Annotated in this window: 24 protein-coding genes; 6 read left to right on the forward strand and 18 right to left on the reverse strand. The window is 68.4% G+C overall.

Features of this window, described 5'->3' with window-relative positions:
• Positions 1-73 precede the first annotated feature (73 nt).
• The gene (locus tag FHP25_RS26705) at positions 74-562 is read left to right on the forward strand and encodes a CinA family protein (protein ID WP_147850029.1); all 489 of its coding nucleotides are present in this window, start codon (positions 74-76) and stop codon (positions 560-562) included.
• Positions 563-736: 174 nt separating this feature from the next.
• Here FHP25_RS26705 and FHP25_RS26710 read toward each other — a convergent pair whose 3' ends face one another.
• The 13 genes from FHP25_RS26710 to FHP25_RS26770 all read right to left on the reverse strand — a co-directional run bounded on the left by FHP25_RS26710 (position 737) and on the right by FHP25_RS26770 (position 14,195).
• The gene (locus tag FHP25_RS26710) at positions 737-1,528 is read right to left on the reverse strand and encodes a class I SAM-dependent methyltransferase (RefSeq protein WP_147850030.1); all 792 of its coding nucleotides are present in this window, start codon (positions 1,526-1,528) and stop codon (positions 737-739) included.
• 95 nt (positions 1,529-1,623) lie between these two features.
• Positions 1,624-2,076 (reverse strand): type II toxin-antitoxin system RatA family toxin, encoded by a 453-nt coding sequence (locus FHP25_RS26715; protein ID WP_147850031.1) that lies wholly within the window; start codon positions 2,074-2,076, stop codon positions 1,624-1,626.
• Positions 2,077-2,135: 59 nt separating this feature from the next.
• Positions 2,136-3,101 (reverse strand): lipoyl synthase, encoded by a 966-nt coding sequence (gene lipA, locus FHP25_RS26720; RefSeq protein WP_147850032.1) that lies wholly within the window; start codon positions 3,099-3,101, stop codon positions 2,136-2,138.
• Positions 3,102-3,439: 338 nt separating this feature from the next.
• Positions 3,440-3,862, reverse strand: a complete 423-nt coding sequence (locus FHP25_RS26725) for a type II toxin-antitoxin system VapC family toxin (protein ID WP_147850033.1) — start codon at positions 3,860-3,862, stop codon at positions 3,440-3,442.
• Entirely contained in the window at positions 3,859-4,098 is a 240-nt protein-coding gene (locus FHP25_RS26730) for a FitA-like ribbon-helix-helix domain-containing protein (RefSeq protein WP_147850034.1), read from the reverse strand. Before FHP25_RS26730 ends, FHP25_RS26725 begins: the two co-directional genes overlap by 4 nt.
• 226 nt (positions 4,099-4,324) lie before the next feature.
• A complete protein-coding gene (locus FHP25_RS26735) occupies positions 4,325-4,813 on the reverse strand; it encodes a hypothetical protein (protein WP_147850035.1) in 489 nt (162 codons plus the stop codon).
• Between the two features lie 128 nt (positions 4,814-4,941).
• Complete coding sequence (lpdA, locus tag FHP25_RS26740; RefSeq protein ID WP_147850036.1) at positions 4,942-6,354, reverse strand: dihydrolipoyl dehydrogenase; 1,413 nt, start codon at positions 6,352-6,354, stop codon at positions 4,942-4,944.
• 155 nt (positions 6,355-6,509) lie between these two features.
• Complete coding sequence (locus tag FHP25_RS26745) at positions 6,510-7,796, reverse strand: pyruvate dehydrogenase complex dihydrolipoamide acetyltransferase (protein WP_147850037.1); 1,287 nt, start codon at positions 7,794-7,796, stop codon at positions 6,510-6,512.
• 22 nt (positions 7,797-7,818) lie between these two features.
• Entirely contained in the window at positions 7,819-9,222 is a 1,404-nt protein-coding gene (locus tag FHP25_RS26750) for a pyruvate dehydrogenase complex E1 component subunit beta (RefSeq protein ID WP_147850038.1), read from the reverse strand.
• Between the two features lie 56 nt (positions 9,223-9,278).
• A complete protein-coding gene (pdhA, locus tag FHP25_RS26755; RefSeq protein ID WP_147850039.1) occupies positions 9,279-10,328 on the reverse strand; it encodes a pyruvate dehydrogenase (acetyl-transferring) E1 component subunit alpha in 1,050 nt (349 codons plus the stop codon).
• Between the two features lie 199 nt (positions 10,329-10,527).
• Entirely contained in the window at positions 10,528-12,576 is a 2,049-nt protein-coding gene (locus FHP25_RS26760; RefSeq protein WP_147850040.1) for a TRAP transporter permease, read from the reverse strand.
• 133 nt (positions 12,577-12,709) lie between these two features.
• On the reverse strand, positions 12,710-13,675 hold the full coding sequence (locus tag FHP25_RS26765; RefSeq protein ID WP_147850041.1) for a TAXI family TRAP transporter solute-binding subunit: 966 nt from the start codon (positions 13,673-13,675) through the stop codon (positions 12,710-12,712).
• 223 nt (positions 13,676-13,898) lie between these two features.
• The gene (locus tag FHP25_RS26770) at positions 13,899-14,195 is read right to left on the reverse strand and encodes an FtsB family cell division protein (RefSeq protein WP_147850042.1); all 297 of its coding nucleotides are present in this window, start codon (positions 14,193-14,195) and stop codon (positions 13,899-13,901) included.
• A gap of 178 nt (positions 14,196-14,373) precedes the next feature.
• On the opposite strand from FHP25_RS26770, the gene FHP25_RS26775 reads away from it, so the two are divergent.
• Positions 14,374-14,889 (forward strand): cupin domain-containing protein, encoded by a 516-nt coding sequence (locus FHP25_RS26775; protein WP_147850043.1) that lies wholly within the window; start codon positions 14,374-14,376, stop codon positions 14,887-14,889.
• A gap of 94 nt (positions 14,890-14,983) precedes the next feature.
• Here FHP25_RS26775 and eno read toward each other — a convergent pair whose 3' ends face one another.
• Positions 14,984-16,267, reverse strand: coding sequence for a phosphopyruvate hydratase (gene eno / locus FHP25_RS26780; RefSeq protein WP_147850044.1), 1,284 nt, complete (start codon positions 16,265-16,267; stop codon positions 14,984-14,986).
• A gap of 185 nt (positions 16,268-16,452) precedes the next feature.
• On the opposite strand from eno, the gene FHP25_RS42490 reads away from it, so the two are divergent.
• Genes FHP25_RS42490 through nthA form a run of 3 tightly spaced genes read left to right on the forward strand, consistent with a single transcriptional unit; the run spans position 16,453 to position 17,748 of the window.
• A complete protein-coding gene (locus FHP25_RS42490; protein WP_147850045.1) occupies positions 16,453-16,773 on the forward strand; it encodes an SH3-like domain-containing protein in 321 nt (106 codons plus the stop codon).
• Positions 16,773-17,057 carry an SH3-like domain-containing protein gene (locus FHP25_RS42495; RefSeq protein ID WP_178133802.1) on the forward strand — a complete coding sequence of 95 codons (285 nt, stop codon included), beginning with the start codon at positions 16,773-16,775 and terminating at the stop codon, positions 17,055-17,057. Before FHP25_RS42490 ends, FHP25_RS42495 begins: the two co-directional genes overlap by 1 nt.
• A 13-nt stretch (positions 17,058-17,070) precedes the next feature.
• Positions 17,071-17,748 (forward strand): nitrile hydratase subunit alpha, encoded by a 678-nt coding sequence (gene nthA / locus FHP25_RS26795; protein WP_147850047.1) that lies wholly within the window; start codon positions 17,071-17,073, stop codon positions 17,746-17,748.
• A gap of 156 nt (positions 17,749-17,904) precedes the next feature.
• Here the strand turns inward: nthA and FHP25_RS40935 are convergent, their stop codons facing one another.
• The 3 genes from FHP25_RS40935 to kdsA form a co-directional block, all read right to left on the reverse strand.
• Positions 17,905-19,491, reverse strand: coding sequence for a hypothetical protein (locus FHP25_RS40935; protein ID WP_178133803.1), 1,587 nt, complete (start codon positions 19,489-19,491; stop codon positions 17,905-17,907).
• A gap of 7 nt (positions 19,492-19,498) precedes the next feature.
• Positions 19,499-20,248 carry a hypothetical protein gene (locus tag FHP25_RS26805; RefSeq protein WP_147850048.1) on the reverse strand — a complete coding sequence of 250 codons (750 nt, stop codon included), beginning with the start codon at positions 20,246-20,248 and terminating at the stop codon, positions 19,499-19,501.
• Between the two features lie 137 nt (positions 20,249-20,385).
• Entirely contained in the window at positions 20,386-21,240 is an 855-nt protein-coding gene (gene kdsA, locus FHP25_RS26810; protein ID WP_147850049.1) for a 3-deoxy-8-phosphooctulonate synthase, read from the reverse strand.
• 112 nt (positions 21,241-21,352) lie between these two features.
• On the opposite strand from kdsA, the gene FHP25_RS26815 reads away from it, so the two are divergent.
• Positions 21,353-21,841, forward strand: coding sequence for a DUF6306 domain-containing protein (locus FHP25_RS26815; RefSeq protein ID WP_147850050.1), 489 nt, complete (start codon positions 21,353-21,355; stop codon positions 21,839-21,841).
• Between the two features lie 483 nt (positions 21,842-22,324).
• Here the strand turns inward: FHP25_RS26815 and FHP25_RS26820 are convergent, their stop codons facing one another.
• The gene (locus FHP25_RS26820; RefSeq protein ID WP_147850051.1) at positions 22,325-23,953 is read right to left on the reverse strand and encodes a CTP synthase; all 1,629 of its coding nucleotides are present in this window, start codon (positions 23,951-23,953) and stop codon (positions 22,325-22,327) included.
• Positions 23,954-24,087 lie beyond the last annotated feature (134 nt).

Consider the following 24,087-nt stretch of genomic DNA (forward strand, 5'->3'; position numbering starts at 1 on the left):
TCCTTGCGGGCGGTGCCCGGGTTCGACAAGCCCTCCCTGGGAGCTTACACACAGGCCTTGGACAGGGGATGTCATGTTTTCACAGCCCATTCGCCAGACCGCAACCGACCTGCTCGAGCGCTACCGCCGCGCCGGCCTCAGGATCGCGACCGCCGAATCCTGCACCGGCGGCCTGGTCGCCGCGGCGCTGACGGCCATCGCCGGCTCCTCGGACGTGGTCGAGCGCGGCTTCGTGACCTACACCAACGACGCCAAGGAGCAGCAGCTCGGCGTGCCCCGCCTCGCTCTGCTCGCCTACGGCGCGGTGAGCGAGCCCGTGGCACGCGCCATGGCCGAAGGGGCGCTGCGCGAATCGCTGGCGGATGTCGCGGTGTCGGTGACGGGCATCGCCGGCCCCGGCGGGGCGACGGCCGACAAGCCGGTGGGGCTGGTGCATTTCGGCGCCGCGCGGCGCGGCCATGCGACCCTGGTCGAGCGCCACGTGTTCCCCGGCGATCGCGATGCCGTGCGCGCCGCCGCCCTGGCCACCGCCCTCGCCCTGCTGGGACGCAGCCTGGGGTGAGGCGTCTGTCGACCTCAGCTCACGCGGCTACATTTTCCGTCATCCCGAGCGCAGCGAGGGATCCCCTGCGGCAAGGCGCACGGTGCGCCATTCGCGGGAGATCCCTCGCTGCGCTCGGGATGACGGAAGGGCGCAATCGCCCTGCCCTCGAAGGACGCTTGGGATGAGAGAAGCTCAGCGGCGGGCGATCAGCGCATCGGATTCGACGACCTCGACGACGGCGCCGTTGCGGGCGTGCACGGTCATCACCTCGCGGATCGCCTGGGCCAGCCCGTCGGCCTTCTCGCCGATCTTGCCGCGCGACGTGCTCGACATGGAGAGCGCCCGCTCGACCAGGCTCTCGACCGCGGTCTGGCGCCGCTCGATGATGCCGACGGTCTCGAGCTGGTTGAAGACCGAATCGAGCAGCACCGCCTCGTGCCGGATCCAATCCGACGAGCGACGCAGGCTGCGGTGCATGTCGTCGGCAGCGAAGCGATCGATCAGCGCCCGATAGTCGTCGAGCCAGGCATTGTCCGGCACCCGGGGATGGCTGTCGCCGAACAGCACGACGGCGCCGTCGGGCACGATCATGGTGTCGAGCCGCCGCAGGGTGTCGACGCGATCCATCCAATGGAAGGCGCGGCCGATCGTGACGATGCGGATCGGGCCCAGCGACGGCGCCAGATCGTACGAGCTGCCGTTGACGAACGACACATCCACCTTCGCCGCGGCCGCGGCCGCCGCCGCGACGCGCAGCATCTCGGGCTCGGGGTCCATGGCCGTCACGCTGCCGGCGAAGGACGCGAAGGCGACGGCAAGCTGGCCGGGTCCGCAGCCCAGGTCCAGCACCCTGTCGGCATCGCGCAGGCCGCAAAGCTCGACCACGCGCTTGATCAGGCGCGGCGCGTAGGCCGGGCGCCCGGCAAGATAGTATGCCGCCGTCGACTGGAACCGATGCGGCTCGAACGGAATCGGGGTCGGCATCGCGTGGCCTCCGGCAATAAGGGTGCTGCGGCCGGCCAGGATGAGGCTGACCGCGGTCCGCGACAAGCGGCCGCAGCGTGAAAGGCTGCCGGCGCCTATGCGGCAACCTTGCCGTAGAGCTTGGCGGCGCGGCTTTCGAAGGCAGCCACCATGCGTCGCACGGCCTCGTGGAAGAGCAGCTCGATCGTGGCCTGCAGCAGCTTCGAGCGGAACTCGAACTCGACGTGGAAGTCGACCTCGCATCCCTTGGCATGGGGATGGAAGATCCAATAGTTCATCAGGTGCTTGAACGGGCCGTCGGCATAGACCGTGTCGATGCGCGGACCGCCTGCAGCGTCCGGCGACAGCGTCACCCTCGAGGTGAAGCGCTCGCGAAAGACACGGAAGCCGATCGCCAGGTCGGCGACGATCAGCCGCTCGCTGCGCTCACGCACCCGCGCCGCGATGCACCAGGGCAGGAACTCCGGATACTTCTCGACGTCGCTCACCAGGTCGTAAAGCTGCTGGGGCGTGTACGGCAGCACGCGTCGCTCGCTGTGGGTCGGCATCGGTCAGCGCGCCGAGCTGCTTCGGATCATGCGCGCCGGTGCCTGGTGCTGCCGTCCCGTCATGCCGAGGCCGCCAGCCTGGCCTGCCGTGCGGCGCGCAGCCGCGCGAAATCATCGCCAGCGTGGTAGCTCGACCGTGTCAGGGGGGTCGCCGAGACCATCAGGAAGCCCTTGCCGCGCGCCATCGCAGCGAGCTGGGCAAACTCGTCGGGCGTCCAGAAGCGGTCGACGGCGGCATGCTTGGGGGTTGGCTGCAGGTATTGGCCGATGGTGAGGAAATCGACATCGGCGGCGCGCAGGTCGTCCATCACCTGGCCGATCTCCGCCCGCGTCTCGCCCAGCCCCACCATGAGGCCGGACTTGGTGAAGCTCGACGGGTCGATCTCCTTCACCCGTGCCAGCAGCTGCAGGGAGGTGAAATAGCGGGCGCCCGGCCGGATGGTGGGATAGAGCCGCGGCACCGTCTCGAGATTGTGGTTGAAGACATCGGGGCTGGCCGCCACGACGGTCTCGATGGCGCCCGGCTTGCGCAGGAAGTCGGGGGTCAGGATCTCGACCGTGGTGCCCGGCGCGGCGCCGTGGATCGCCGTGATGACGGCCGCGAAATGCGCCGCGCCGCCGTCATCGAGGTCGTCCCGGTCGACCGAGGTCACCACCACGTGGTGCAGCCCGAGCTTCTGCACGGCCTCGGCGACGTTGCCCGGCTCATGCGGGTTCAATGCCCCGGGCAGGCCGGTCTTGACGTTGCAGAAGGCGCAGGCCCGCGTGCAGGTGTCGCCCATGATCATGAAGGTGGCGTGCTTGAGCTTCCAGCACTCGCCGATATTGGGGCAGGCCGCCTCCTCGCAGACGGTCGAAAGACCATACTGGCGCATCAGGCGCTTGGTCTCGGCGTATTCCGGCGAATTGGGCGCCTTGACGCGGATCCAGTCGGGCTTGCGCGCCACCGGGTTGTCCGGCCGGTGCGCCTTCTCGGGATGGCGCTCGGCCCGCGCCAGCACCGGCTTGTCGAGGGTGGTGTCCATGATCGTAGAGGTGAGCCTTCGCCGCACGGGCGTCAAGTCGCCTTTGGCTCGCCCTTTTTGGACCGCGGGCGTCCACGCCCGCAATCGCCCTGAGCGCAAGCGGAGGGCGACCGTGAGCGCGCATGGACGCGCGCGGCCCGAAAGCTGGTACCTGGAAGCGGTGGACGCTGATACACCCGTCATCCCGAGCGCCCCTTCGACAGGCTCAGGAGAGGGATCTCCTGCGAGAGACGCACAGTGCGCCATTCGCGGGAGATCCCTCTCCTGAGCCTGTCGAAGGGGCGCTCGGGATGACAGTCACGACTCACCTGTAACCGATGGCCGGCACCACAGCTCCGCTACGCAACGAGCCATGGGTTGATGGTCCTCACGCCGGCGGCCTTGAAGGGTGCATGGTCGCGAGTCGCCACGGCAAAACCATGCGCGACGGCGATCGCGGCGATCTGGCCATCCGCCATCGAGATTGCGTGGCCTGCCTTCCGGGCGCGGCCGATCAGCGGCGCATAGACGGTCGCCGCTTTCTGATCGAAGGCCAGGATTCGCTCCCCAAACAACCGGAAAAGCAATTCGGACAGAGCTGCGTCGAGCCCCTGCTTGCGCTTGCCCCGGGGCAGAATTTCAATTCCGACCAGCAGCTCTGCGAGACTGGTCGTCGTCAGGTAGAGCGTTTCCGCAGCCTGCTGATCCAACCACGCCAGGACGCCTGCATGCCCCTCGCGCTTCATCGGCTCGGAAACAACATTGGTGTCCAGGACGATCATTCAAACGTCCCCGGCTCGGGCGGCGTCTGGTCACGCTCGATATCGAGATCGACGCCGCCGAACCGACGGCCGAAGGCCGCGAGCTCCGAGCCGATCTTGATCCGATCCTTGGGATGCACGGCCTCTTCCAGAATGATCCGCACTTCCGCCTCCGTGCTGCGTCCGTGCTGCGCTGCGCGCCGCTTGAGCGCGCGGTGCGTCGCTTCGGAGAGGTTTCGAACGGTGATGGCGGCCATTGTGATATCACTCCCAAAGGAATCACATCACGTTGATATCATTTTTTCCATCTGATAGCAAAGCGGCTCATGCGAGGGACGAGATATGCTCCTCCAGCCTACGCGGGTCGGTGACACACCGTCATCCCGAGCGCAGCGAGGGATCTCCCGCGAAGGACGCACGGTGCGCCATTCGCGGGAGATCCCTCGCTGCGCTCGGGATGACAGGAGGCTCAGACAGTCGCGGCTACAGCTCGTGCAGGTGGTTTTCCAGGACACGCACGAGGTGGTCCTCTACCAGGTCGCGGGTCACGTCCTCCAGGGGCACCTCCTCGATCGCCGCCTTGTCGCCGGCATGCGCCGCTTCGGCGTCGCCGTAGTAGATGGCCATGCCGACCGGAAACACCGCTTCGAACGACACGCTGAGCGGCAGCGACACGGTGTCCCGCAGCAGCGGCAGGGCGAACTTGGCGACCAGGCTGGCATCGCTGGAGCCCGGCAGATAGAAGGCGCCGGTGTCCGACACGGTCGGCCGCATGCGGGCCTGGTGCAGGATGCCGCCGAAGCGCTCCATCTCAGGCATGATGACATGCGTGAACACGGCCCGCGCCGCCTGCAGGAACACGCGCCGGGCCTCGACCTCCTCGGCCAGGAGCCGGGCCTCGCGCTGACGCTGCAGCTCCTTCTCGTGCAGCGCGCGGGCGATCAGCTCGTGGATGTCGTGTGCGGTGCGCATGTCAGGTCAGCTTTCGGACCGCGCGCGTCCACGCGCGCACTCGCCTGTAGCGAAAGCGGAAGGCGAAGCAGCTGGCGCTACGCGCCAATGCGCGCGTGGACGCGCGCGGTCCGAAGAAAGACAGCGCATCAGATGTGGATCACCCGCCCGTACGCGGCGAGCACGGCCTCGTGCATCATCTCCGACAATGTCGGATGCGGGAAGACGGTGTGCATCAGCTCCGCCTCGGTGCTCTCGGCGGTGCGGGCGATGGTGTAGCCCTGGATCAGCTCGGTGACCTCGGCGCCGATCATGTGCGCGCCCAAGAGTTCGCCGGTCTTGGCGTCGAACACCGTCTTCACCATGCCGTCGGCCTCGCCCAGCGCGATCGCCTTGCCGTTGCCGATGAAGGGGAAGCGGCCGACCTTGACCTGGTAGCCCTTGTCCTTGGCCGCCTTCTCGGTGAAGCCGACGCTCGCCACCTGAGGCTGGCAGTAGGTGCAGCCCGGCACCTTGGTGACATCCAGCGGATGCAGGCCCTTCAGGCCGGCGATGTGCTCGACCGCGATCACGCCCTCGTGGCTCGCCTTGTGCGCCAGCCATGGCGGACCGCAGAGATCGCCGATGGCGTAGACGTTGGGCTCGCCGGTGAAGCCCCACTGGTCGATCACCACATGCGTGCGGTCGACCTTCACCTTGGTGCCTTCCAGCCCGATATTCTCGACATTGCCGACGATGCCCACCGCCGAGATCACGCGCTCGACCGTCAGCTCCTGCGTCTTGCCGCCCGACTCGACCGTGGCAGTGACGCTGTCGGCCGCCTTCTTCAGCGCCTTCACCGTCGCGCCGGTCAGGATCTTCATGCCCTGCTTCTCGAACGCCTTGCGCGCGAAGGCCGAGATCTCCTCGTCCTCGACCGGCAGCACGCGCTCGAGCACCTCCACGACCGTGACCTCCGATCCGAAGGTGCGGAAGAAGCTCGCGAACTCGATGCCGATGGCGCCCGAGCCGATCACCAGCAGCGACTTGGGAATCGAGGGCGGCACCATCGCTTCCTTGTAGGTCCACACCAGCTTGCCGTCCGACTCAAGGCCCGGCAGCTGGCGGGCCCGCGCGCCGGTGGCCAGAATCACGTTCTTGGCGGTGAGCGCCGTGGTCTTCTTGTCCTTGTCGGTCACCGCCACCTTGCGCAGGCCGCCGGCGACGCCGTCGAGCCGGCCAGCACCGTCGAACACGGTGATCTTGTTCTTGCGCATCAGGTGCTTGACGCCGGCATTGAGCTGGCCGGCCACCTTGCGCGAGCGCTCGACGACCTTCCTGGCGTCGAACCCGACCTCCTTCGCCGACAGGCCGTAGGCGTCGGCATGCTTCATCAGGTGGAACACCTCGGCCGAGCGCAGCAATGCCTTGGTCGGGATGCAGCCCCAGTTCAGGCAGATGCCGCCGAGATGGTCGCGCTCGACCACCGCCGTCTTCATGCCCAGCTGCGAGGCGCGGATCGCCGCGACGTAGCCGCCCGGCCCGGTGCCGATCACGATGAGGTCGAAACTGGTGTCAGCCATGTGGGTCTGCCTCTTCTTTCCTCCCCCAACACAGTTGGGGGAGGTGGCCGAAGGCCGGAGGGGGAGCCGACGTGGTCTCTACTACCAAGATCACCACGGCTCCCCTCCTCCCCTTCGGGGCACCTCCCCAGCAAAGCTGGGGAGGATACTGATCTCTACAGCAGCATCGCCGCCGGCTGCTCGATGTAGCCCTTCAGCGTCTGCAGGAACTGCGCGCCGACGGAGCCGTCGACGATGCGATGGTCGGCCGAGAGCGTGCAGCTCATGATGGTGCGGATCACCATCTGGCCGTCGCGCACCACAACCCGCTGCTCGCCGGCGCCGACCGCCAGGATGCAGGCCTGCGGCGGGTTGATGACGGCGGCGAAGTCCTTGATGCCGTACATGCCCATGTTGGAGATGGTGAAGCCGCCGCCCTGGAACTCATCGAGCTTCAGCTTGCCCTCGCGGGCGCGCGCGGCGAGGTCCTTCATCTCGGTGGCGATGCGGCCGACGCCCTTGAGGTCGGCATTGCGCACGATCGGCGTGATCAGGCCGCGGTCCGTGGCCACGGCGACGGAGATGTCGACCGTGCCGTTCAGGATCATGTCGGTGTCGGTCCACGAGGCGTTGACCTCGGGATGATCGCGCAGCGCCTGGGCGCAGGCCTTGATCACCATGTCGTTGACCGACACCTTGATCCTGGCCTTCTCGCCCACGGCATTGATCGCCTGGCGCGCCGCCAGCAGCGCGTCGATCTCGTAGTCGACCGTCAGGTAGATGTGCGGGATCTGCTGCTTGGCTTCCGTCAGCCGCTTGGCGATCACCTTGCGGATGCTGTTGTGCGGCACCTTGCGCGTCTCGCCGGCCGGGTACACCGGTTGCGGCGCAGCCGGTGCCGGCGCCGCTGCCGCGGGCTTTGGCGCTGCCGCGGCGGTGCCGGCGCTGCGCGCCGCCTCGACATCGGCCTTGACGATGCGGCCATGCGGGCCGCTGCCGCTGACCCTCGCCAGATCGATCCGGGCATCGGCCGCGATGCGCCTGGCCAGCGGCGAGGCGAAGATGCGCTGACCGTCGGCACGCGCCGCCGGCGCCGGCGCTGCGGCCGGTCGCGGGGGTACTGCCGGCGCTGACTGTGCCGGCGCGGGCGACGGTGCCGCCGGCGGCGGGGCAGCTGGTGCCGCCGGTTGTGGCGCCGGTTTCGCGGCCGGCACCGCCTCGCCCTCTTCGACCAGGATCGCGATCGGTGCGTTGACCGCCACCGCCTCCGTCCCTTCGGCGACGAGGAGCTTGCCGATGATGCCTTCATCGACAGCCTCGACCTCCATGGTCGCCTTGTCGGTCTCGATCTCGCAGATGACCTGGCCGGAGGTGATCTTGTCGCCCTCCTTCACGTGCCACTTGGCGAGCTTGCCCTCGGTCATGGTCGGCGACAGCGCCGGCATCAGGATGTTGATGGCCATGTGCCTTCTCCCCGCGCGGCGATCAGCGGTAGCAGACCGCCTTGGCGGCGGCGACGATGTCGGGCGCCTGCGGCAAGGCCATCTTCTCGAGGTTGGCTGCGTAGGGCAGCGGGATGTCGAGCCCGGCGACCCGCTTCACGGGCGCGTCGAGCCAGTCGAACGCCTGGTCCATCATCAGCGCCGACAGCTCCGCGCCGATGCCGGCGAACGGCCAGCCCTCCTCGACCGAGACCAGCCGGTTGGTCTTCTTGACGGAATTGACGACCGTCTCGGTGTCCAGCGGCCGGATGCTGCGCAAGTTGATCACCTCGGCGTCGATGCCTTCCTTGGCCAGCTCCTCGGCCGCATGCAGCGCCTTGCCGACCATGATCGAGAACGCCGCGATGGTGACGTCCTTGCCCGGCCGCTCGATCTTGGCGCGGCCGATGGGCAGCACGAAATCGTCGGCCTGCGGCACCTCGAACGACTGGCCGTAGAGCAGCTCGTTCTCGAGGAAGATCACCGGGTTGGGGTCGCGGATGGCGGCCTTCAGCAGGCCCTTGGCGTCGGCCGCGCTCCACGGCGCCACCACCTTCAGGCCGGGGACATGGCCGTACCAGCTGGCGTAGCACTGCGAATGCTGGGCCGCGACACGCGAGGCGGCGCCGTTGGGGCCGCGGAACACGATCGGGCACCCCATCTGGCCGCCCGACATGTAGAGCGTCTTGGCGGCCGAGTTGATGATCTGGTCGATCGCCTGCATGGCGAAGTTGAAGGTCATGAACTCGACGATCGGCCGCAGCCCGCCGAAGGCGGCGCCCACGCCCAGGCCGGCGAAGCCGTGCTCGGTGATGGGCGTGTCGATCACGCGCCTGGCGCCGAACTCCTCGAGCAGGCCCTGGCTCACCTTGTAGGCGCCCTGGTATTCGGCGACCTCCTCGCCCATCAGGAACACGGTGGGATCGCGCCGCATCTCCTCGGCCATCGCATCGCGCAGCGCCTCGCGCACCGTGACCTTCACCGTCGGGCCCGTCCACTCGGGCTCGGCCGGCACCGCGGCAAGCTGCGTCACGGCGGCCGGCTGCGTCAGCGCCGGCGGCTGCGAGGCCGGTGCCGGCTCAGGCCGCGCGGCGTCGCCGTCCCGTTGCGCCTGAGGCTGCGGCTGTGGCTGCGATGCGGCGGCCGGCGCGTCCGGAATGGCCTCGCCCTCCTCGACCAGCATGGCGATCGGGGTGTTGACCTGAACCGCCTCGGTGCCCTCCGGAATGAGAATGCGGCCGACAATGCCTTCGTCGACCGCTTCCACTTCCATTGTCGCCTTGTCGGTCTCGATCTCGCAAATGACCTGGCCGGACGAGACCTTGTCGCCCTCCTTGACGTGCCATTTAGCGAGCTTGCCCTCGGTCATCGTCGGCGACAGCGCCGGCATCAGAATTTGAATGGACATGGTCGGTGTTCCGCTCGTGGGGTCGATGTCGTCAGCGCAGGCGTCACGTCACGTCGTCACGTTGACGGACGCGACTCGACCAGCACGTCGGTCCACAGCTCGGCGGGATCCGGCTCGGGGCTGTTGGTCGCGAACTCGGCGGCATCGGCCACGACCTTGCGCACCTCGGCGTCGAGCGCCTTCAGGTGCGCCTCGTCGAGCACGCCCTTGTCGGACATCATCTTCTTCAAGCGCTCGATCGGGTCGCGCTCGGTGCGCATCCTGTCGACTTCCTCCTTGGAGCGGTACTTGCCGGGGTCGCTCATCGAGTGGCCGCGGTAGCGGTAGGTCAGCATCTCCAGGATGTACGGCCCCTTGCCCGAGCGCGCGTGCTCGACCGCCTTCTCGCCCGCGGCCTTGACGGCCAGCACGTCCATGCCGTCGACCTGCTCGCCGGGGATGCCGAAGGCCTCGCCATGCCGGTACAGGTCGGCGACGGCGGAGGCGCGCTCGACGGAGGTGCCCATGCCGTACTTGTTGTTCTCGATGACGTAGACCACCGGCAGCTTCCACAGCGCCGCCATGTTCATGGCTTCGTAGACCTGGCCCTGGTTGGCGCTGCCGTCGCCGAAATAGGTCAGCGACACGCTGTTGCTGCCGTCATACTTGCGCGCGAACGCAAGCCCGGTGCCGATCGGTACCTGGGCGCCGACGATGCCGTGGCCGCCGTAGAAATTGCGCTCGCGGCTGAACATGTGCATCGAGCCGCCCTTGCCCTTGGAATAGCCGGTGGCGCGCCCCGTGAGCTCGGCCATCACGCCGCGCGGATCCATGCCCGTGGCCAGCATGTGGCCGTGGTCGCGGTAGGAGGTGATGACGGCATCCTTGGTGCTGTCGATGGTGGCCTGCATGCCCACCACCACCGCCTCCTGCCCGATGTAGAGGTGGCAGAAGCCGCCGATCAGGCCCATGCCGTAAAGCTGTCCGGCGCGCTCCTCGAAGCGGCGGATCAGCAGCATGTCATGGTAGTACTGCTTGAGCTCCTCGGCGGTGGCGCTGTTGTCGCCGGTACGCGAAGAGCGGGACGCCGGCTCTCCGGCCTTTGGCTTCGCAGCGGACTTCGCCATCGATCTCCTCCCAGGCTCGAAACACGCAGCGCGCACCATGACGCCGCGCCCCACATCCGACGAGCCAACTTGGCGCAAAGCTGTTGTTCCGCCTAGGAAATTCGCTACTTTCGGCGAACATTCAAGCCCAGGCTCGCAATCTTTCGGGCATCGTCGCAATGCCAGAAAGATTGTTGCGCACCAGCCCGCCTGACCACAATCAGGCCTTTCGCGGAACCACGGGCGGCCGGAACTTCTGCAGCGCCCAGACGCCGAGGCCGATCGCCAGGCCGACGCCGTCGCTGATCGGCTCCGGCGCGATGAGGCAGAGCGCCCCCACGAACAGGACGACGCGCAGCGGCAGCGCCAGTGCTCCACCGAGCCAGCCTTCGGTCGCGCAGGCGAGCAGGCAGACACCGACGGTTGCGCTGAGAAGCGGCTGCGCGATCTCCAGCCAGTCGCCCTGCCCCAGCAATGTCGGGCTGTAGAAGAACATGAACGGCACGATGAACGTTGCCAACCCGAGCTTGACGGCGATCCACGACGTCTTCCACGCATCAGCCTTAGCCATGCCCGCGGCCGCGATCGAGGCCACAGCCACCGGCGGCGTGATCGCGGACAGCACGGCGTAGTAGAAGATGAACATGTGGGCGGTGAGCTTGGGCACGCCGATCTGCACCAGTCCCGGCGCCACGACCGCGGCGGCGATCGCGTAGGCCGCCGTCGTCGGCATGCCCATGCCGAGGATGGTCACGACGATCATCGTGAAGAACATCGCCAGAAGCTGCGAGTTGCCGGCAATCGACTGCATGATGTAGGCGAACCGGCCACCGATGCCCGTGAGCGCGATCACGCCGACGACGATGCCGGCGGCGGCGCATACCGCGACAAGCTGGATGCTGTCCTTGGCGCCGAGCTCGAGCGCATCGATCACGGCCCGCCATCCCATGACCGCATCGCTGCGCCGCCAGCGCCATCTGCCGTCGTCGTCCCGCGCGATGCCGTTGAACCAGCTCACGACGATGCAGGCGAGCATGCCCAGGCCGGCGGCGAGGAACGCCGAGTAGCCCTCAGTGAAGGCCCACACCAGGACCACGATCGGTGCCAGCATGTAGAACCGCGCCATCATCGGGCCCAGCCGCGGCAGCTCGGCCATCGGCAGTCCGCGCAGCCCTCTCTTGGCCGCATGCAGGTCGCAATGCATGTAGCAGGCGACATAGAACAGGAAGCACGGGATGATCGCCGCGAAGGCGATCTCCGCGTACTTGATGCCGGTCGCCTCGGCCATCAGGAAGGCGGCCGCGCCGAGCACCGGCGGTGTGATCTGGCCGCCGGTCGACGAGGTTGCCTCGATGGCGCCGGCGGTCGCCCGATCGTAGCCGACGCGTCGCATCATCGGGATGGTGACCGAGCCCGAGGCCACGACGTTGGCCACCGACGAGCCGCTGATCGACCCGAACATCACGCCCGACAGGACCGCGACCTTGGCCGGCCCGCCGCGCGCCCAGCCGACCAGCGCGACGGCCAGGTCGTTGAAGTAGTCGCCCGCCTTGGACCGGGTGAGGAAGGCCGCGAAGGCGGTGAACATGATGATGAATGTCGAGGACACCTCGAGCGTCGGACCGAAGATGCCGAGGTTCGAATAGATGTAGGGGAAGGCGAACCACAGGTCCTTCAGCGACTTGTCGTGGTGGAGCGGCTCGGGCAGCCAGTGGCCCAGCACCGCGTACAGCATGAACACCGTCGCGATGATGGTGAGCGCGTTGCCCGCCGTGCGCCGCGTGAACTCGAAGACGACGGCCAGGCCGACGAGGCTGTAGAGCAGATCGGGCGTCTCGTAGACCGCGCCCTGGTTCATCTGCAGGTCGTCGAGGTTGCGCCACATGTAGACCGCGCAGGCTGTGGCGCCGGCGATGAACAGCCAGTCGTACCAGGGAACGCCGTCCCTGCCCCTTCCCCTGGCGATGGCGAAAAATCCGAAGCCCAGGACGGCGCCCCACGCCAGGTGGATGGCGCGGAACAGCTCCTGGTCGATGTTGATCGGGAAGAAACGATAGAGGCCGGTGCCGATCGCGTCGTCGATCGTGCGCAGGATCACGGGGCCGGTCAGGATGATCAGATGGAACGCGGTGAAGCCGGCGCACAGCCAGTAGAACAGCACGCGCTCCCAGCGCCGGTGGGCGCGCTTGCTGGCCGCATGCTCCAGCTCATCGACGTCGACCTGGCCGACCTCGTCCTGCGGATCGGCCCGCTGCTGAACGTTCGCCATCTACGCCGTGCCTCCCTCCCTGTCGCCGTCCGCCGATCATGCCGCCGGTTCGGCCTGCTGCGGTGCCATCCTGACGGCAGAACGCCCGCTCCGTGGGGAGCGGGCGTCGCGGCCTACAGGCTGAACCCTGCCGTCACTTCAGGATCGCCTTCGGATCGAGCGGAATGTTCTTCTCCTTGTAGTACTTCACGGCGCCCGGATGGAACGGCAGGAACGCGTTGCGGACGGCATTCGCCGGCACGGTTTCCTTGGCCGCCTCGTGGCCCTGCACCATGGCGCCATTGTTCTCGAGCACCGCCTTGACGATCGCGTAGGCGACGTCGTCCGGCAGGTCCTTGTGGGCGATGGCGAAGTTGTAGACGCCGACCGTCCTCTCATCGGCCGTCTGCTGCTTGTAGGTGCCTTTGGGAATGACCGAGTCGGACCATTCCGGCATCGCCGCCTTGATCTTGGCGATCTCGTCGTTCGTCCAGGTGAAGAACACCACCTCCTTCTCGGCGTCGAGCTGCGAGAATGCGGCGATCGGCAGGCCGGCGCCGAAACAGAAGGCGTCGAGGATGCCGTCGCTGAGCTGGCCGGCCATGTCCGATCCCTGGCCGTTGCGGATCGTCGCCTTCATGCCCAGCGCCTGGAAGATGAGCGGCATGTAGGTGCCCGGCGTCCCGGCCTTGGGCCCGACACCCACCGTCTTGCCATCGAGCTGCTTGAAGGCGGTGACGCCCGACTTCTTCAGGGCCACGCACTGGAACGGCGTGTCGTACATCGGGAAGAGCGCCCGGATGTTCTCGAACTTCTTGCCCTTGGTCCAGTCGCCCTTGCCGGTCCAGGCCTGCAGCGCCACGCCCATCGTGGTCATGCCGAGCTCGACCTTCTTGTCGTCGACCAGCAGGATGTTCTGGTTCGGCCCCTGGGTCTGCTGCGTCGAGACGTTGACCCCCAGCTTGTCCGTCAGCAGCTTGGCCAGCACGCCGCCATAGATGAAGTACGTGCCCCCGATCGAGGCGGTGCCGAGCGTCATCGGCTTCGGCTGCGCCAGCGCCGCGCCGGCGGCGCCGAGCGCGACAGCCGCCGAGGCGGCCATCAAGACTCTACGGAACATCGCGATCAATCCTCCCAACATTGCCCCGGCACCTTTCTACCGGAGATCCTTGCAGCTCAGCGTATATACGGTAGGCACGTCCGCCTTCAAGGCGAAGGATATGCCCCTGCTGTCATCCCGAGCGCAGCGGGGGATCTCCCGCGGGAGGACGCACAGTGCGCCATTCGCGGGAGATCCCTCGCTGCGCTCGGGATGACAGCAGGCGGCGCGGACGTGCCAATGCTCAGCGTGTCGGCGTGAAGACGATGATGTCGTCCGGCCAGGCGACATGCAGCAGCGCGCGGGCGCGCTCGTCGATCATGTCGGGGTCGAGGCTCTGGTTGCGCAGCACGGTGACGCGCCGATCCCAGATGTCGCGCGTGGCCTTGGTCTCGGCCAGGGTCGCCTCGGCGCGCGCCACCTCCTGCCGCAGCTGCAGCAAGGCGAGCACGCCACGATCGCCGTTCATGAGGTGGTAGCCGAAATAGGCGAACACCACCGCGAAGGCGACGGGCGTCAGCAGGTTGCGGATCCGCAGCATCGCCGGAGCTTAACCACGATTTCGTGACGCCGACAAGAAACTTCAGGTCGTCTAAGGAGTTACGGATCGATTTTCATCCCGGCCAGCCCCTGCCGCCGGCCTGCCGAGAGGACGCGACTTCGCCGGGCGCCGGCGCTATGGTGCGGGCCAGGATCGCCCCCGCGTAGAGGACAGTGTCATGAGCGAGCATACCGACTGGCGCAACGACGGCGTGCGGGTGATCCCCGCGCACACGCTGGACCCCAACACGGCCCAGACACCGGGCATGAACCGCGCCGCGGCGATCAACTTCGCGCGCGTCGGCGCCCAGAAGATCTGGGCCGGCACGGTGACGATCCACGCCAAGGCCAAGACCGGCGCGCATCACCACGGCCACCTCGAGAGCGTGATCTACGTCGTGAAGGGCCGCGCCCGGATGCGCTGGGGCGAGAAGCTCGAGTTCATCGCCGAGGCCGGTCCCGGCGACTTCATCTACGTGCCGCCCTATGTGCCGCACCAGGAGATCAACGCCAGCGACGACGAGCCGCTGGAGTGCGTGCTGGTGCGCAGCGACAACGAGGCGGTGGCCATCAACCTCGACATCAAGCCGGTCGAGAATCCCGAGTCGGTCTACTGGGTCGACCCGACCCACCCGCACCCGCACGATCACGGGCACACGCACGCCCATCCGCACAAGGACGAGCCGACGCGCTGATCATTCCTTCGGACCGCGCGCGTCTACGCGCGCACCGGCGCGCCAGCGCCGCGTCATGAGCGCGCGTGGACGCGCGCGGTCCGAAGAATGGCGTTCACCGCTTGCCGCGGATCACCGAGGTGCCGGCGTAGCGCGCCTGGGTGCCGAGCTGTTCCTCGATGCGCAGCAGCTGGTTGTACTTCGCCAGCCGGTCCGACCGTGACAGCGAGCCGGTCTTGATCTGGCCGCAGTTGGTGGCGACGGCGAGGTCGGCGATGGTCGAGTCCTCGGTCTCGCCCGAACGGTGCGACATCACCGCCGTGTAGGCGGCGCGATGCGCCATCGACACGGTGTCCATGGTCTCGGTCAGCGAGCCGATCTGGTTCACCTTGACCAGGATCGAGTTGGCGACGCCCTTGTCGATGCCCTCGGCCAGCCGCTTCACGTTGGTGACGAAGAGGTCGTCGCCCACCAGCTGCACCGTGCCGCCGACGGCCTCGGTCAGGGCCTTCCAGCCTTCCCAGTCGTCCTCGGCCATGCCGTCCTCGATCGAGACGATCGGGAAGCGCTTGCACAGCGCCTCGTACCAGCGCGCCATCTCGGCCGGACCCAGGGTCTTGCCCTCGCCTTCCATGACGTACTTGCCGCCCTTGAAGTACTCGCTCGATGCCGGGTCCAGCGCCAGCACGATGTCCTCGCCGGGCTTGTAGCCGGCCTGCTCGATCGATTTCATGATGAAGCCGAGCGCCTCGTCGGCCGTCGCCAGGTTGGGCGCGAAGCCGCCCTCGTCGCCGACATTGGTGTTGTGGCCGGCATCCTTGAGCTGCTTCTTCAGCGCCTGGAACGTCTCGGCGCCCATGCGCAGGCCATCGGCGAAGCTTGCCGCCTTGACCGGCATGATCATGAATTCCTGGATGTCGATCGGGTTGTCGGCGTGGGCGCCGCCGTTGATGATGTTCATCAGCGGCACCGGCAGGATGTGCGCCTGGCTGCCGCCGACATACTTGTAGAGCGGCAGCTCGGCATCGACGGCGGCGGCGCGCGCCACGGCCAGGCTCACGCCCAGGATGGCATTGGCGCCCAGCCGGCTCTTGTTGGGCGTGCCGTCGAGCTCGATCATCGCCCGGTCGACCTTGATCTGGTCGCGCGCATCCAGCCCCGACAGCAGGTCGAAGATCTCGCCGTTGACGTTGGCGACCGCCTTCAGCACGCCCTTGCCGCCGTAGCGGGCCTTGTCGCCGTCGCGCAGCTCGACAGCCTCATGGGCGCCGGTCGACGCGCCGGACGGCACCGCGGCGCGGCCGGCGGCGCCGCTTTCCAGCAACACCTCGACCTCGATGGTGGGATTGCCGCGGCTGTCGAGGATCTCGCGACCGTGGATGTCGATGATGGCAGTCATGCGCAGCCTCTTGAGCCGGGTGGACGGGGCGCCGCGTTGTAGCCATGCCCCCTGCCCCACGCAAGCCACGGCGCCGTGGCAATCTGGGGGTGTCATCCCTCGCTACGCGCGGGATGACAGAGTCCCGGGGATGACAGCTGCCGCTTCGGATACTAGATTTCAGGCCTACGCGGAGAACATGACCGATGCGCAGTCATCACGATATGGGCGGGCTGCCGGCCGGGCCGGTCGAGGCCGGCGAGCACGACTACCAGCTTTGGGAAAAGCGCGTCGATGCGCTGATGGTGCTGTGCTCTTCCAAGAAGATGTTCACCGTCGATGAGCTGCGCAAAGGCATCGAGTCGCTGCCGCCGGATGCCTACGACCGCATGAGCTATTACGAGCGCTGGATCTCATCGATCACCAGCGCGCTCATCCACCGTGGCGTGATCTCCATCGACGAAGTCCGCGCCAAGCTGGCCGACATCGAGAAACGGCCGCCCGAGACGGCCGGGGAGAAGGCGTGATGACGCGCTTCGCCACCGGCGATCCGGTCGCCGTCAGGCGCGGCAACCCGCCGGGCCACCTGCGCACCCCCTTCTACATCCGCGGCAAGCACGGCGTCGTGGAACGCATCTGCGGCGAGTTCCGCAATCCGGAGGAGCTGGCCTACGGCCGCAACGGCGAGCCCAAGCAGGTGCTGTACCGCGTGCGGTTCGGCCAGAAGGACATATGGCCGGACTATGCCGGCCCGGCCGGCGACACGATCGATATCGAGCTCTACGAGCACTGGCTCGAGCCCACACCCTGACGGAGACCGTGCCATGCCGCACGACGATGCCCACGGCCATCACCACGATCACGACCACGATCACCCGCACGTCCATGGGGGCGCCGACCACCACCCGCACCGGCCGGATGCCGACGACACGCTGACCTATTGCCGTCAGCTCGAGATCGCGGTGCGCGAGCTGCTGGTCGAGAAGGGCCACCTGACCCGCGACGAGATCCGCGGGGCGGTCGAGCGGATGGATGCGCGCGGTCCGCATCTCGGCGCTGCCGTGGTGGCCAAGGCGTGGACCGACCCTGCCTTCAAGGCACGGCTGCTGGCCGACGGCTCGGCCGCCTGCCAGGAAGCCGGCATCACGTTCGACCAATCGACGCGCCTGATCGTGGTCGAGAACACGCCCGAGGCGCACAACCTCGTGGTCTGCACGCTGTGCTCCTGCTATCCGCGCATGGTGCTGGGCCTGCCGCCGGACTGGTACAAGAGCCGCGCCTATCGCAGCCGCGCGGTGCGCGAGCCGCGGTCGGTGCTGCGCGAGTTCGGCACCGAGCTGCCCGACAGCGTCGCGGTGCGGGTCCACGATTCGACGGCCGACATGCGCTATCTCGTGCTGCCGATGCGGCCGGCCAGCACCGAGGGCTGGAGCGAGGCGCAGCTCGCCGCCCTGGTCTCACGCGACTCCATGATCGGCGTCACGACCGTGAAGGCGCCTTAACGGCTTTCGGACCGCGGGCGTCCTCGCCCACGGTCCGGCTGTCATCCCGAGCGCAGCGAGGGATCTCCCGCGAATGGCGCACCGTGCGCCGTGCCGCAGGAGATCCCTCGCTGCGCTCGGGATGACAGATGTGTCAGCGACCAGCGATCCCCGGTGCTAGCTCCACCGGCTCTTCAGCGCGCGCTGCCGCTTCCAGCGCTCGACGTCGGAGAGCGCATCGCAGCGGAAGGCAGCGGGCTCGCGGCGGGCGCCGGCGGCGGCATCGTCGAGCCAAGCGAAGATCATGCAATTGGTCTCGGGCGCAGGCTTGCCGGCCGCGGTCAGAGAGAAATAGACGATCACCGATGCCGCCGGCAGGCTGCCGCCCGACCATGCCGCATCGCCGTAGTCGTCGATTTCATAGCGCTGCGCGGCCAGCGCCCAGCTGGCGGATTTGAGCTGCGCATGCCACTGCGCGAAAGCGGTGAAATCGGCGCCTGCCGGCCCGGTCCCGCCGTCGGCGATATAGCGCTGCAGGTCGGCGACCAGCCGCTCGGCCAGCGGATTGACCTTGGCCGCCAGCACCCGGCGCCGCTCCGCGGTGGTGCGCGGCACGCCCGTGCGCTGCAGCAGCGCCTGCCATTCGGGTGGCGTCAGCCACACGCCGGCCGGCGTCACCGGCTGCCCGTCGCGGCGCAATGCCGCCTCGATGTCACGCAGCGTCGCGGCATCGCCGAAGATCGCACCGCATTCGCCGCGCTGCGCCGCGGCCAGGGCACCGTTGCGGTCGAAGGCCGCCACGTCGGGCCCGCCGGCGGCCAGGTGCGGCGGCAGGTTGGCGCTCCAGCCCTGGATCGCGGCGGCGACGGCCGGCTGCAGCTCGTCGTCAACCCCGGCGGCGCAGATCCGCCGTGCGCTGCTGCCGCCCAGCAGCAGCAGCCCCATGCCCTGCAGCGTGCCGTCGCGCAGGCCGGCGGTGACGTCGCGCTCGCGCTGCAGGTGCTGGCGCGCCGTGGCGATGTCGGCGGCCGTGACCGTCGTCAGCGGCGTCAGGCGACGCTCGACGATGTCCGTCACCAGGCCGCGCAAGATTTCCGGCGGCAGCGCCTGGAACAGGCGGCGCTCCACGGCCACGATATCGAATGGCCGGCGGCTTTCCGGACACGGCGTGGCGACGTCGGTGACCACCCGCGTCGCCCCGTGCCGCTCCAGCACCGCGCGCACGGCGGCGCTCACCTCAGGGCCGCCGGTCCAGCCCAGGGCGGCGCAAGGCGCGACACGTCCGTCCCGGAAGCTCACCTGCCCTTGCGGGCTGCGCGTGCCGTTGGGCGCGTCCGGGGTCTCGTTGAAGAACAGCAGCACATCCTGGGGATCGCCATCGGCCAGCTCGTGCAGCCGCGTGACCACGGCCACGGGCACTGGCGGCGGCCCCGGGGGCGTCGCCGGCGGCGTGGCGACAGGGCCCGGCGGTGTCGGCCCCGTGCCGGGTCCTGTGGCTGGCCCGGGGCCGGTGTTGCCCGGGATATCCTTGCCCGTCACCGGGCCGGGCGGCGGACTCGGCGGCGTCGGACGCGGCGGGGCCGGCGGCGGGGGCTGCGGACGGGCCTGGGGCGGCGGCTGCGGGCGTGGCGCCGGCCGGGACGGGCATGTGCCCTTCCAGGCACATTCCAGGTCAGGCGCGGTCTGGGCCTGGGCCGCCGGCGGCCACGGCATCATGGCCGCCGACAGCCAGGCGGCCAGCGCCAGGACGCCGAGGCGGGTCATGCCGGAGCTACTGTGTTCCATAACGTGCCTGCGCCGCGCCGGACGGCAAGCCGACGACCATCGTCACCGAGCCGCCATTGGGCGTCGCGCCACGCCCGATGGTGTGGTCCTTGGGCTGCCCCTGGACGAACTGAAGCTGCCCCGAGGCCGTGAAGCGCGCGGCCGGGCAGTTGAGGCTGAAATTGCCGGAGAACGCGCCGGGAATGGTGATGCTGCCGGTGCACACCTGATTGCCGGTTGGCGTGTAGACTGTCAGCGCCCCGCTCTCGCCGCGCCGGAACTGCAGGCCGAACTCCGTGTAGCCGTGCAGCCGCGTCTGGCGGCCGGCGGAGTCACGGTAGAACAGCGACAGCGGCGCGTAGCCCATGGTCGGCAGCTCATGCGGATCGAGCCGGTACTTGTCGCGGCCGATCACGATGCGGCAGTCGCACGGCACCGCGTAGTTCTCGCCCAGCGGACCATACTTCTGCAGGTTGTTGCGGCAGTTGCGCAACGCGTCCTCGCGCGTGTCGCGGTCGCTCATGCTCGGCTTGGAGTAGACGTCGACGTAGAAGTAGGCGCACTGCTTGGGCATCGGCATGGCGATGAACTTGTGCATCGCCACCTTGGTCTCGGAGCTCTCGAAATAGCGCTTGCGCAGGTCCGGAAAGCGCAGGAACACCGGATCGCCCTCGTTGACGATCTGCGCCGCGGCCGGGCCGATCGCCACGATGCCGGCCAGCAGCACCAGTCCCATTGTTCCCAACAACCTGCGCATCGCATCACTCGCTCAATCAGTTCTTGCCTGATTGTCGAGCCGCGACCAGTAGCTGTCAACGAAAGGCAGGATGCTCCGTCCGCCCGACCAGGCGCGGCGCCCAGGGAACCAAGCGGTGATCGGGGATGGCGCGCCGGTCAGGCGACCGGGCGCGCCTTGGCCAGCCGGTCGAATTCCATCAGCTCGGCCAGCAGGGCCGGCAATTGCCGCAGCGGCACCATGTTCGGCCCGTCGGAGGGCGCCTTGTCGGGGTCGGGATGGGTCTCGATGAACACGGCCGCGACACCGACCGCGACCGCAGCCCGGGCCAGCACCGGCACGTATTGGCGCTCGCCGCCCGAGGTCGTGCCCTGCCCGCCCGGCTGCTGCACGGAATGCGTCGCGTCGAACACCACGGGGTAGCCGTTGGCGGCCATGATCGGCAGCGCCCGCATGTCGCTGACCAGGGTGTTGTAGCCGAAGCTGGCGCCGCGCTCGCATTGCAGGACATTGTGGTTGCCGGTCGAAGCGATCTTGGCGACCACGTTCTTCATGTCCCAGGGAGCCAGGAACTGCCCCTTCTTGACGTTGACAGCGCGGCCGGTCTCGCCGGCGGCCAGCAGCAGGTCGGTCTGGCGCGACAGGAAGGCCGGGATCTGCAGCACGTCGACCACCTCGCCCACCGGCTTGCACTGGCCGGCGTCGTGGACGTCGGTCAGCACCGGCAGGCCGGTGGCCTCGCGCACCTCGGCCATGATTGGCAGGCCCAGCTCCATGCCGATCCCGCGCGGGCTGTTGGCCGCGGTGCGGTTTGCCTTGTCGAACGACGTCTTGTAGATCAGGCCGAGGCCCAGCCCGGCCGCGATCTCCTTGAGCGCCGCGCTGACCTCCAGCGCATGCGCCCGGCTTTCCAGGGCGCAGGGGCCGGCGATCACCACCAGGGGCTTGTCGTTGGCGATCTCGACCGGACCGACCCGGACCGTGCGTTGCGCAATGCTCGACGTGCTCGACATGGGGGCGTGCTCCGTGCTGGGCCTGGGTGATAGGCGCATTGCGCCGCATTGCCAAGCCATGACCCTGGCCCTCAGGCTGCTGCCCACATACATAGTGTCGAGGAGGATCGCCATGACAGAGCCCGATGAGCCGATCGAGGTTTCCTCGCCGGTCTGCTACGCCCAGGAATTCGAGGACTACAACCGGCCGGCGCCGCTGCCGGCCGCCGAGCTCGCCGGCTTCCTCAATGTCCTGCTCGAAAGCGAGCGGGCCGGCGCGCGCGTGCTGGCGCGCTGGTGCCACGAGGCCGGTCCGGACGCCGGGGTCGGGGCCGACACGCTGGCTGCGGTCCGCGACGACGAGGCCCGCTACTGCGCCGGGCTGACCGAGCACCTGACGCGGCTGGGCGCCGAGCCGTCGCATGTCACCGGGCGGTTCTACGACAAGGCCATGACCATCGCCGCCTGGCCGGACCGGCTGCGGTTCCTGGACAAGGGCCAGAGCTGGGTGGCGCGCGAGATCCGCGACAAGCTGCCGCGGATCGAGGACACGGCGCTCAAGGCCTTCCTGCAGGAGATGCTGGAGCGCCACGAGCACAACCTGAAGCTCTGCGCGGTCTGACCCCTCGCCCGCTTGCGGGAGAGGGAGGGGCCCGTCGCGCGCAGCGCGATGGGTGAGGGACTGCAGTCGCGGCGCCTCGTCCCTGGTCCCTCACCCGACGCGCGCTTGTCGCGCGCGTCGACCTCTCCCGCGCGCGGGAGAGGTGAAGACGCCGCGCTGCCTGACCCCTCGCCCGCGTGCGGGAGAGGGAGGGGCCCATCGCGCGCAGCGCGATGGGAGGGTGAGGGATCGCAGATGCGACGCCTCGTCCTGGGCCCCTCACCCGCCGCGCGCTTGTCGCGCGCGTCGACCTCTCCCGCGCGCGGGAGAGGTGAAGACGCCGCGCCGCTTGACCTCTCGCCCGCGTGCGGGAGAGGGAGGGGCCCGTCGCGCGCAGCGCGATGGGAGGGTGAGGGACTGCAGATGCAGCGCCTCGTCCTGGGGCCCTTACCCGCCGCGCTATCGCGCGTCGACCTCTCCCGCTTGCGGGAGAGGTGAAGATAATTACACCAGCCGGCTCTGCGTCTTGGCGGCGCCGATGAACGACCTGAACAGCGGGTGCGGCGCCAATGGCCGCGACTTCAGCTCGGGATGGTACTGCACGCCGATGAACCAGGGATGCGTCGGGATCTCGACGATCTCCGGCAGCAGGCCGTCCGGCGACATGCCGGAGAACTTCAGGCCCACCGTCTCGAGGCGGTCCTTGTAGTTGATGTTGACCTCGTAGCGGTGGCGATGGCGCTCCTGGATGCGCTCGCTGCCGTAGATGGCGTGCACCTGGCTGCCGCGCTCCAGCACGGCATCGTAGGCGCCCAGCCGCATGGTGCCGCCAAGGTCGCCCAGGGCGCTGCGCTTCTCCAGCTCGTTGCCCTTCATCCACTCCGTCATGAGGCCGACCACGGCCTCCTGGCACGGCCCGAACTCGGTCGACGACGCGCCCTCGATGCCCAGCAGGTTTCGCGTCGCCTCGATCACCGCCATCTGCATGCCGAAGCAGATGCCGAAATACGGCACGCGGCGCTCGCGCGCGAAGCGCGCCGCCTGGATCTTGCCCTCGGCGCCGCGCTCGCCGAAGCCGCCCGGCACCAGGATGCCATGCACGTTCTCCAGGTGAACGACCGCGTCCTCACGCTCGAAGATCTCCGAGTCGATCCACTCCAGCCGCACCTTGACGTTGTTGGCGATGCCGCCATGCGTCAGCGCCTCGCCCAGCGACTTGTAGGCGTCGAGCAGCACGGTGTACTTGCCGACCACCGCGATGCTGACCTCGCCCTCGGGCTCGCGGATGCGGCGCACCAGGCCACGCCAATGCTCGAGGCTGGGCTTGCCGTCATGCGGCAGGCCGAAATGGCGGCAGACCTCGCGATCGTAGCCCTGCGCATGATAGGCAATCGGAACCTGGTAGATGGTGTCGACATCGCGCGCCTCGATCACGCATTCGGGGCGCACGTTGCAGAACAGCGCGATCTTGCGCCGCTCGTTGGGCGGGATCTCGCGGTCGCTGCGGCACAGCAGCAGGTCAGGCTGGATGCCGACGCTGAGCAGCTCCTTGACCGAGTGCTGTGTCGGCTTGGTCTTCAGCTCGCCGGCGGTCGACACCCAGGGCAGCAGGGTGAGATGCACGTACATCGTGCGCTCGCGCCCCAGCTCGTTGCCGAGCTGGCGGATCGCCTCGAGGAACGGCAGGCCTTCGATGTCGCCCACGGTGCCGCCGATCTCGACCAGGACGAAATCCTCCTTGTCGGTGTCGGCGACGATGAACTCCTTGATCGCGTCGGTGATGTGCGGGATCACCTGCACCGTGGCGCCGAGATAATCGCCGCGGCGCTCGCGCGCGATCACCGTCGAGTAGATGCGGCCGGTGGTGATGTTGTCGCTCTGCCGGGCATCGACGCCGGTGAAGCGCTCATAGTGTCCGAGGTCGAGATCGGTCTCGGCGCCATCGTCGGTGACGAAGACCTCGCCATGCTGATACGGGCTCATCGTGCCCGGATCGACGTTCAGGTATGGATCGAGCTTGCGCAGCCGCACCCGGTAGCCGCGGGCCTGGAGCAGCGCGCCCAGCGCTGCCGATGACAGCCCCTTCCCCAACGAGGAAACCACGCCGCCCGTAATAAATATAAAGCGTGCCATGGACTTTCTACCTACTACGGGTTGGGTGCCCCGGTCACGCTCTTTCCGCCACCGGGCTACTGTGGAAAACGGTCGCAGCACCGGCCGGGTGCCCAAAAAAGCGAAAGGCGAACACCCCTCGGCGTTCGCCTTTT

This window comes from Vineibacter terrae (assembly GCF_008039615.1).
GTDB lineage: Bacteria > Pseudomonadota > Alphaproteobacteria > Reyranellales > Reyranellaceae > Vineibacter > Vineibacter terrae.

Bases quoted from the DNA above. Each gene is read 5' to 3' on its own strand.
- FHP25_RS26705 (WP_147850029.1), top strand. From the start codon at position 74: ATGTTTTCACAGCCCATTCGCCAGACCGCAACCGACCTGCTCGAGCGC.
- FHP25_RS26710 (WP_147850030.1), bottom strand. From the start codon at position 1,528: ATGCCGACCCCGATTCCGTTCGAGCCGCATCGGTTCCAGTCGACGGCG.
- FHP25_RS26715 (WP_147850031.1), bottom strand. From the start codon at position 2,076: ATGCCGACCCACAGCGAGCGACGCGTGCTGCCGTACACGCCCCAGCAG.
- lipA (WP_147850032.1), bottom strand. From the start codon at position 3,101: ATGGACACCACCCTCGACAAGCCGGTGCTGGCGCGGGCCGAGCGCCAT.
- FHP25_RS26725 (WP_147850033.1), bottom strand. From the start codon at position 3,862: ATGATCGTCCTGGACACCAATGTTGTTTCCGAGCCGATGAAGCGCGAG.
- FHP25_RS26730 (WP_147850034.1), bottom strand. From the start codon at position 4,098: ATGGCCGCCATCACCGTTCGAAACCTCTCCGAAGCGACGCACCGCGCG.
- FHP25_RS26735 (WP_147850035.1), bottom strand. From the start codon at position 4,813: ATGCGCACCGCACACGACATCCACGAGCTGATCGCCCGCGCGCTGCAC.
- lpdA (WP_147850036.1), bottom strand. From the start codon at position 6,354: ATGGCTGACACCAGTTTCGACCTCATCGTGATCGGCACCGGGCCGGGC.
- FHP25_RS26745 (WP_147850037.1), bottom strand. From the start codon at position 7,796: ATGGCCATCAACATCCTGATGCCGGCGCTGTCGCCGACCATGACCGAG.
- FHP25_RS26750 (WP_147850038.1), bottom strand. From the start codon at position 9,222: ATGTCCATTCAAATTCTGATGCCGGCGCTGTCGCCGACGATGACCGAG.
- pdhA (WP_147850039.1), bottom strand. From the start codon at position 10,328: ATGGCGAAGTCCGCTGCGAAGCCAAAGGCCGGAGAGCCGGCGTCCCGC.
- FHP25_RS26760 (WP_147850040.1), bottom strand. From the start codon at position 12,576: ATGGCGAACGTTCAGCAGCGGGCCGATCCGCAGGACGAGGTCGGCCAG.
- FHP25_RS26765 (WP_147850041.1), bottom strand. From the start codon at position 13,675: ATGTTCCGTAGAGTCTTGATGGCCGCCTCGGCGGCTGTCGCGCTCGGC.
- FHP25_RS26770 (WP_147850042.1), bottom strand. From the start codon at position 14,195: ATGCTGCGGATCCGCAACCTGCTGACGCCCGTCGCCTTCGCGGTGGTG.
- FHP25_RS26775 (WP_147850043.1), top strand. From the start codon at position 14,374: ATGAGCGAGCATACCGACTGGCGCAACGACGGCGTGCGGGTGATCCCC.
- eno (WP_147850044.1), bottom strand. From the start codon at position 16,267: ATGACTGCCATCATCGACATCCACGGTCGCGAGATCCTCGACAGCCGC.
- FHP25_RS42490 (WP_147850045.1), top strand. From the start codon at position 16,453: ATGCGCAGTCATCACGATATGGGCGGGCTGCCGGCCGGGCCGGTCGAG.
- FHP25_RS42495 (WP_178133802.1), top strand. From the start codon at position 16,773: ATGACGCGCTTCGCCACCGGCGATCCGGTCGCCGTCAGGCGCGGCAAC.
- nthA (WP_147850047.1), top strand. From the start codon at position 17,071: ATGCCGCACGACGATGCCCACGGCCATCACCACGATCACGACCACGAT.
- FHP25_RS40935 (WP_178133803.1), bottom strand. From the start codon at position 19,491: ATGACCCGCCTCGGCGTCCTGGCGCTGGCCGCCTGGCTGTCGGCGGCC.
- FHP25_RS26805 (WP_147850048.1), bottom strand. From the start codon at position 20,248: ATGCGCAGGTTGTTGGGAACAATGGGACTGGTGCTGCTGGCCGGCATC.
- kdsA (WP_147850049.1), bottom strand. From the start codon at position 21,240: ATGTCGAGCACGTCGAGCATTGCGCAACGCACGGTCCGGGTCGGTCCG.
- FHP25_RS26815 (WP_147850050.1), top strand. From the start codon at position 21,353: ATGACAGAGCCCGATGAGCCGATCGAGGTTTCCTCGCCGGTCTGCTAC.
- FHP25_RS26820 (WP_147850051.1), bottom strand. From the start codon at position 23,953: ATGGCACGCTTTATATTTATTACGGGCGGCGTGGTTTCCTCGTTGGGG.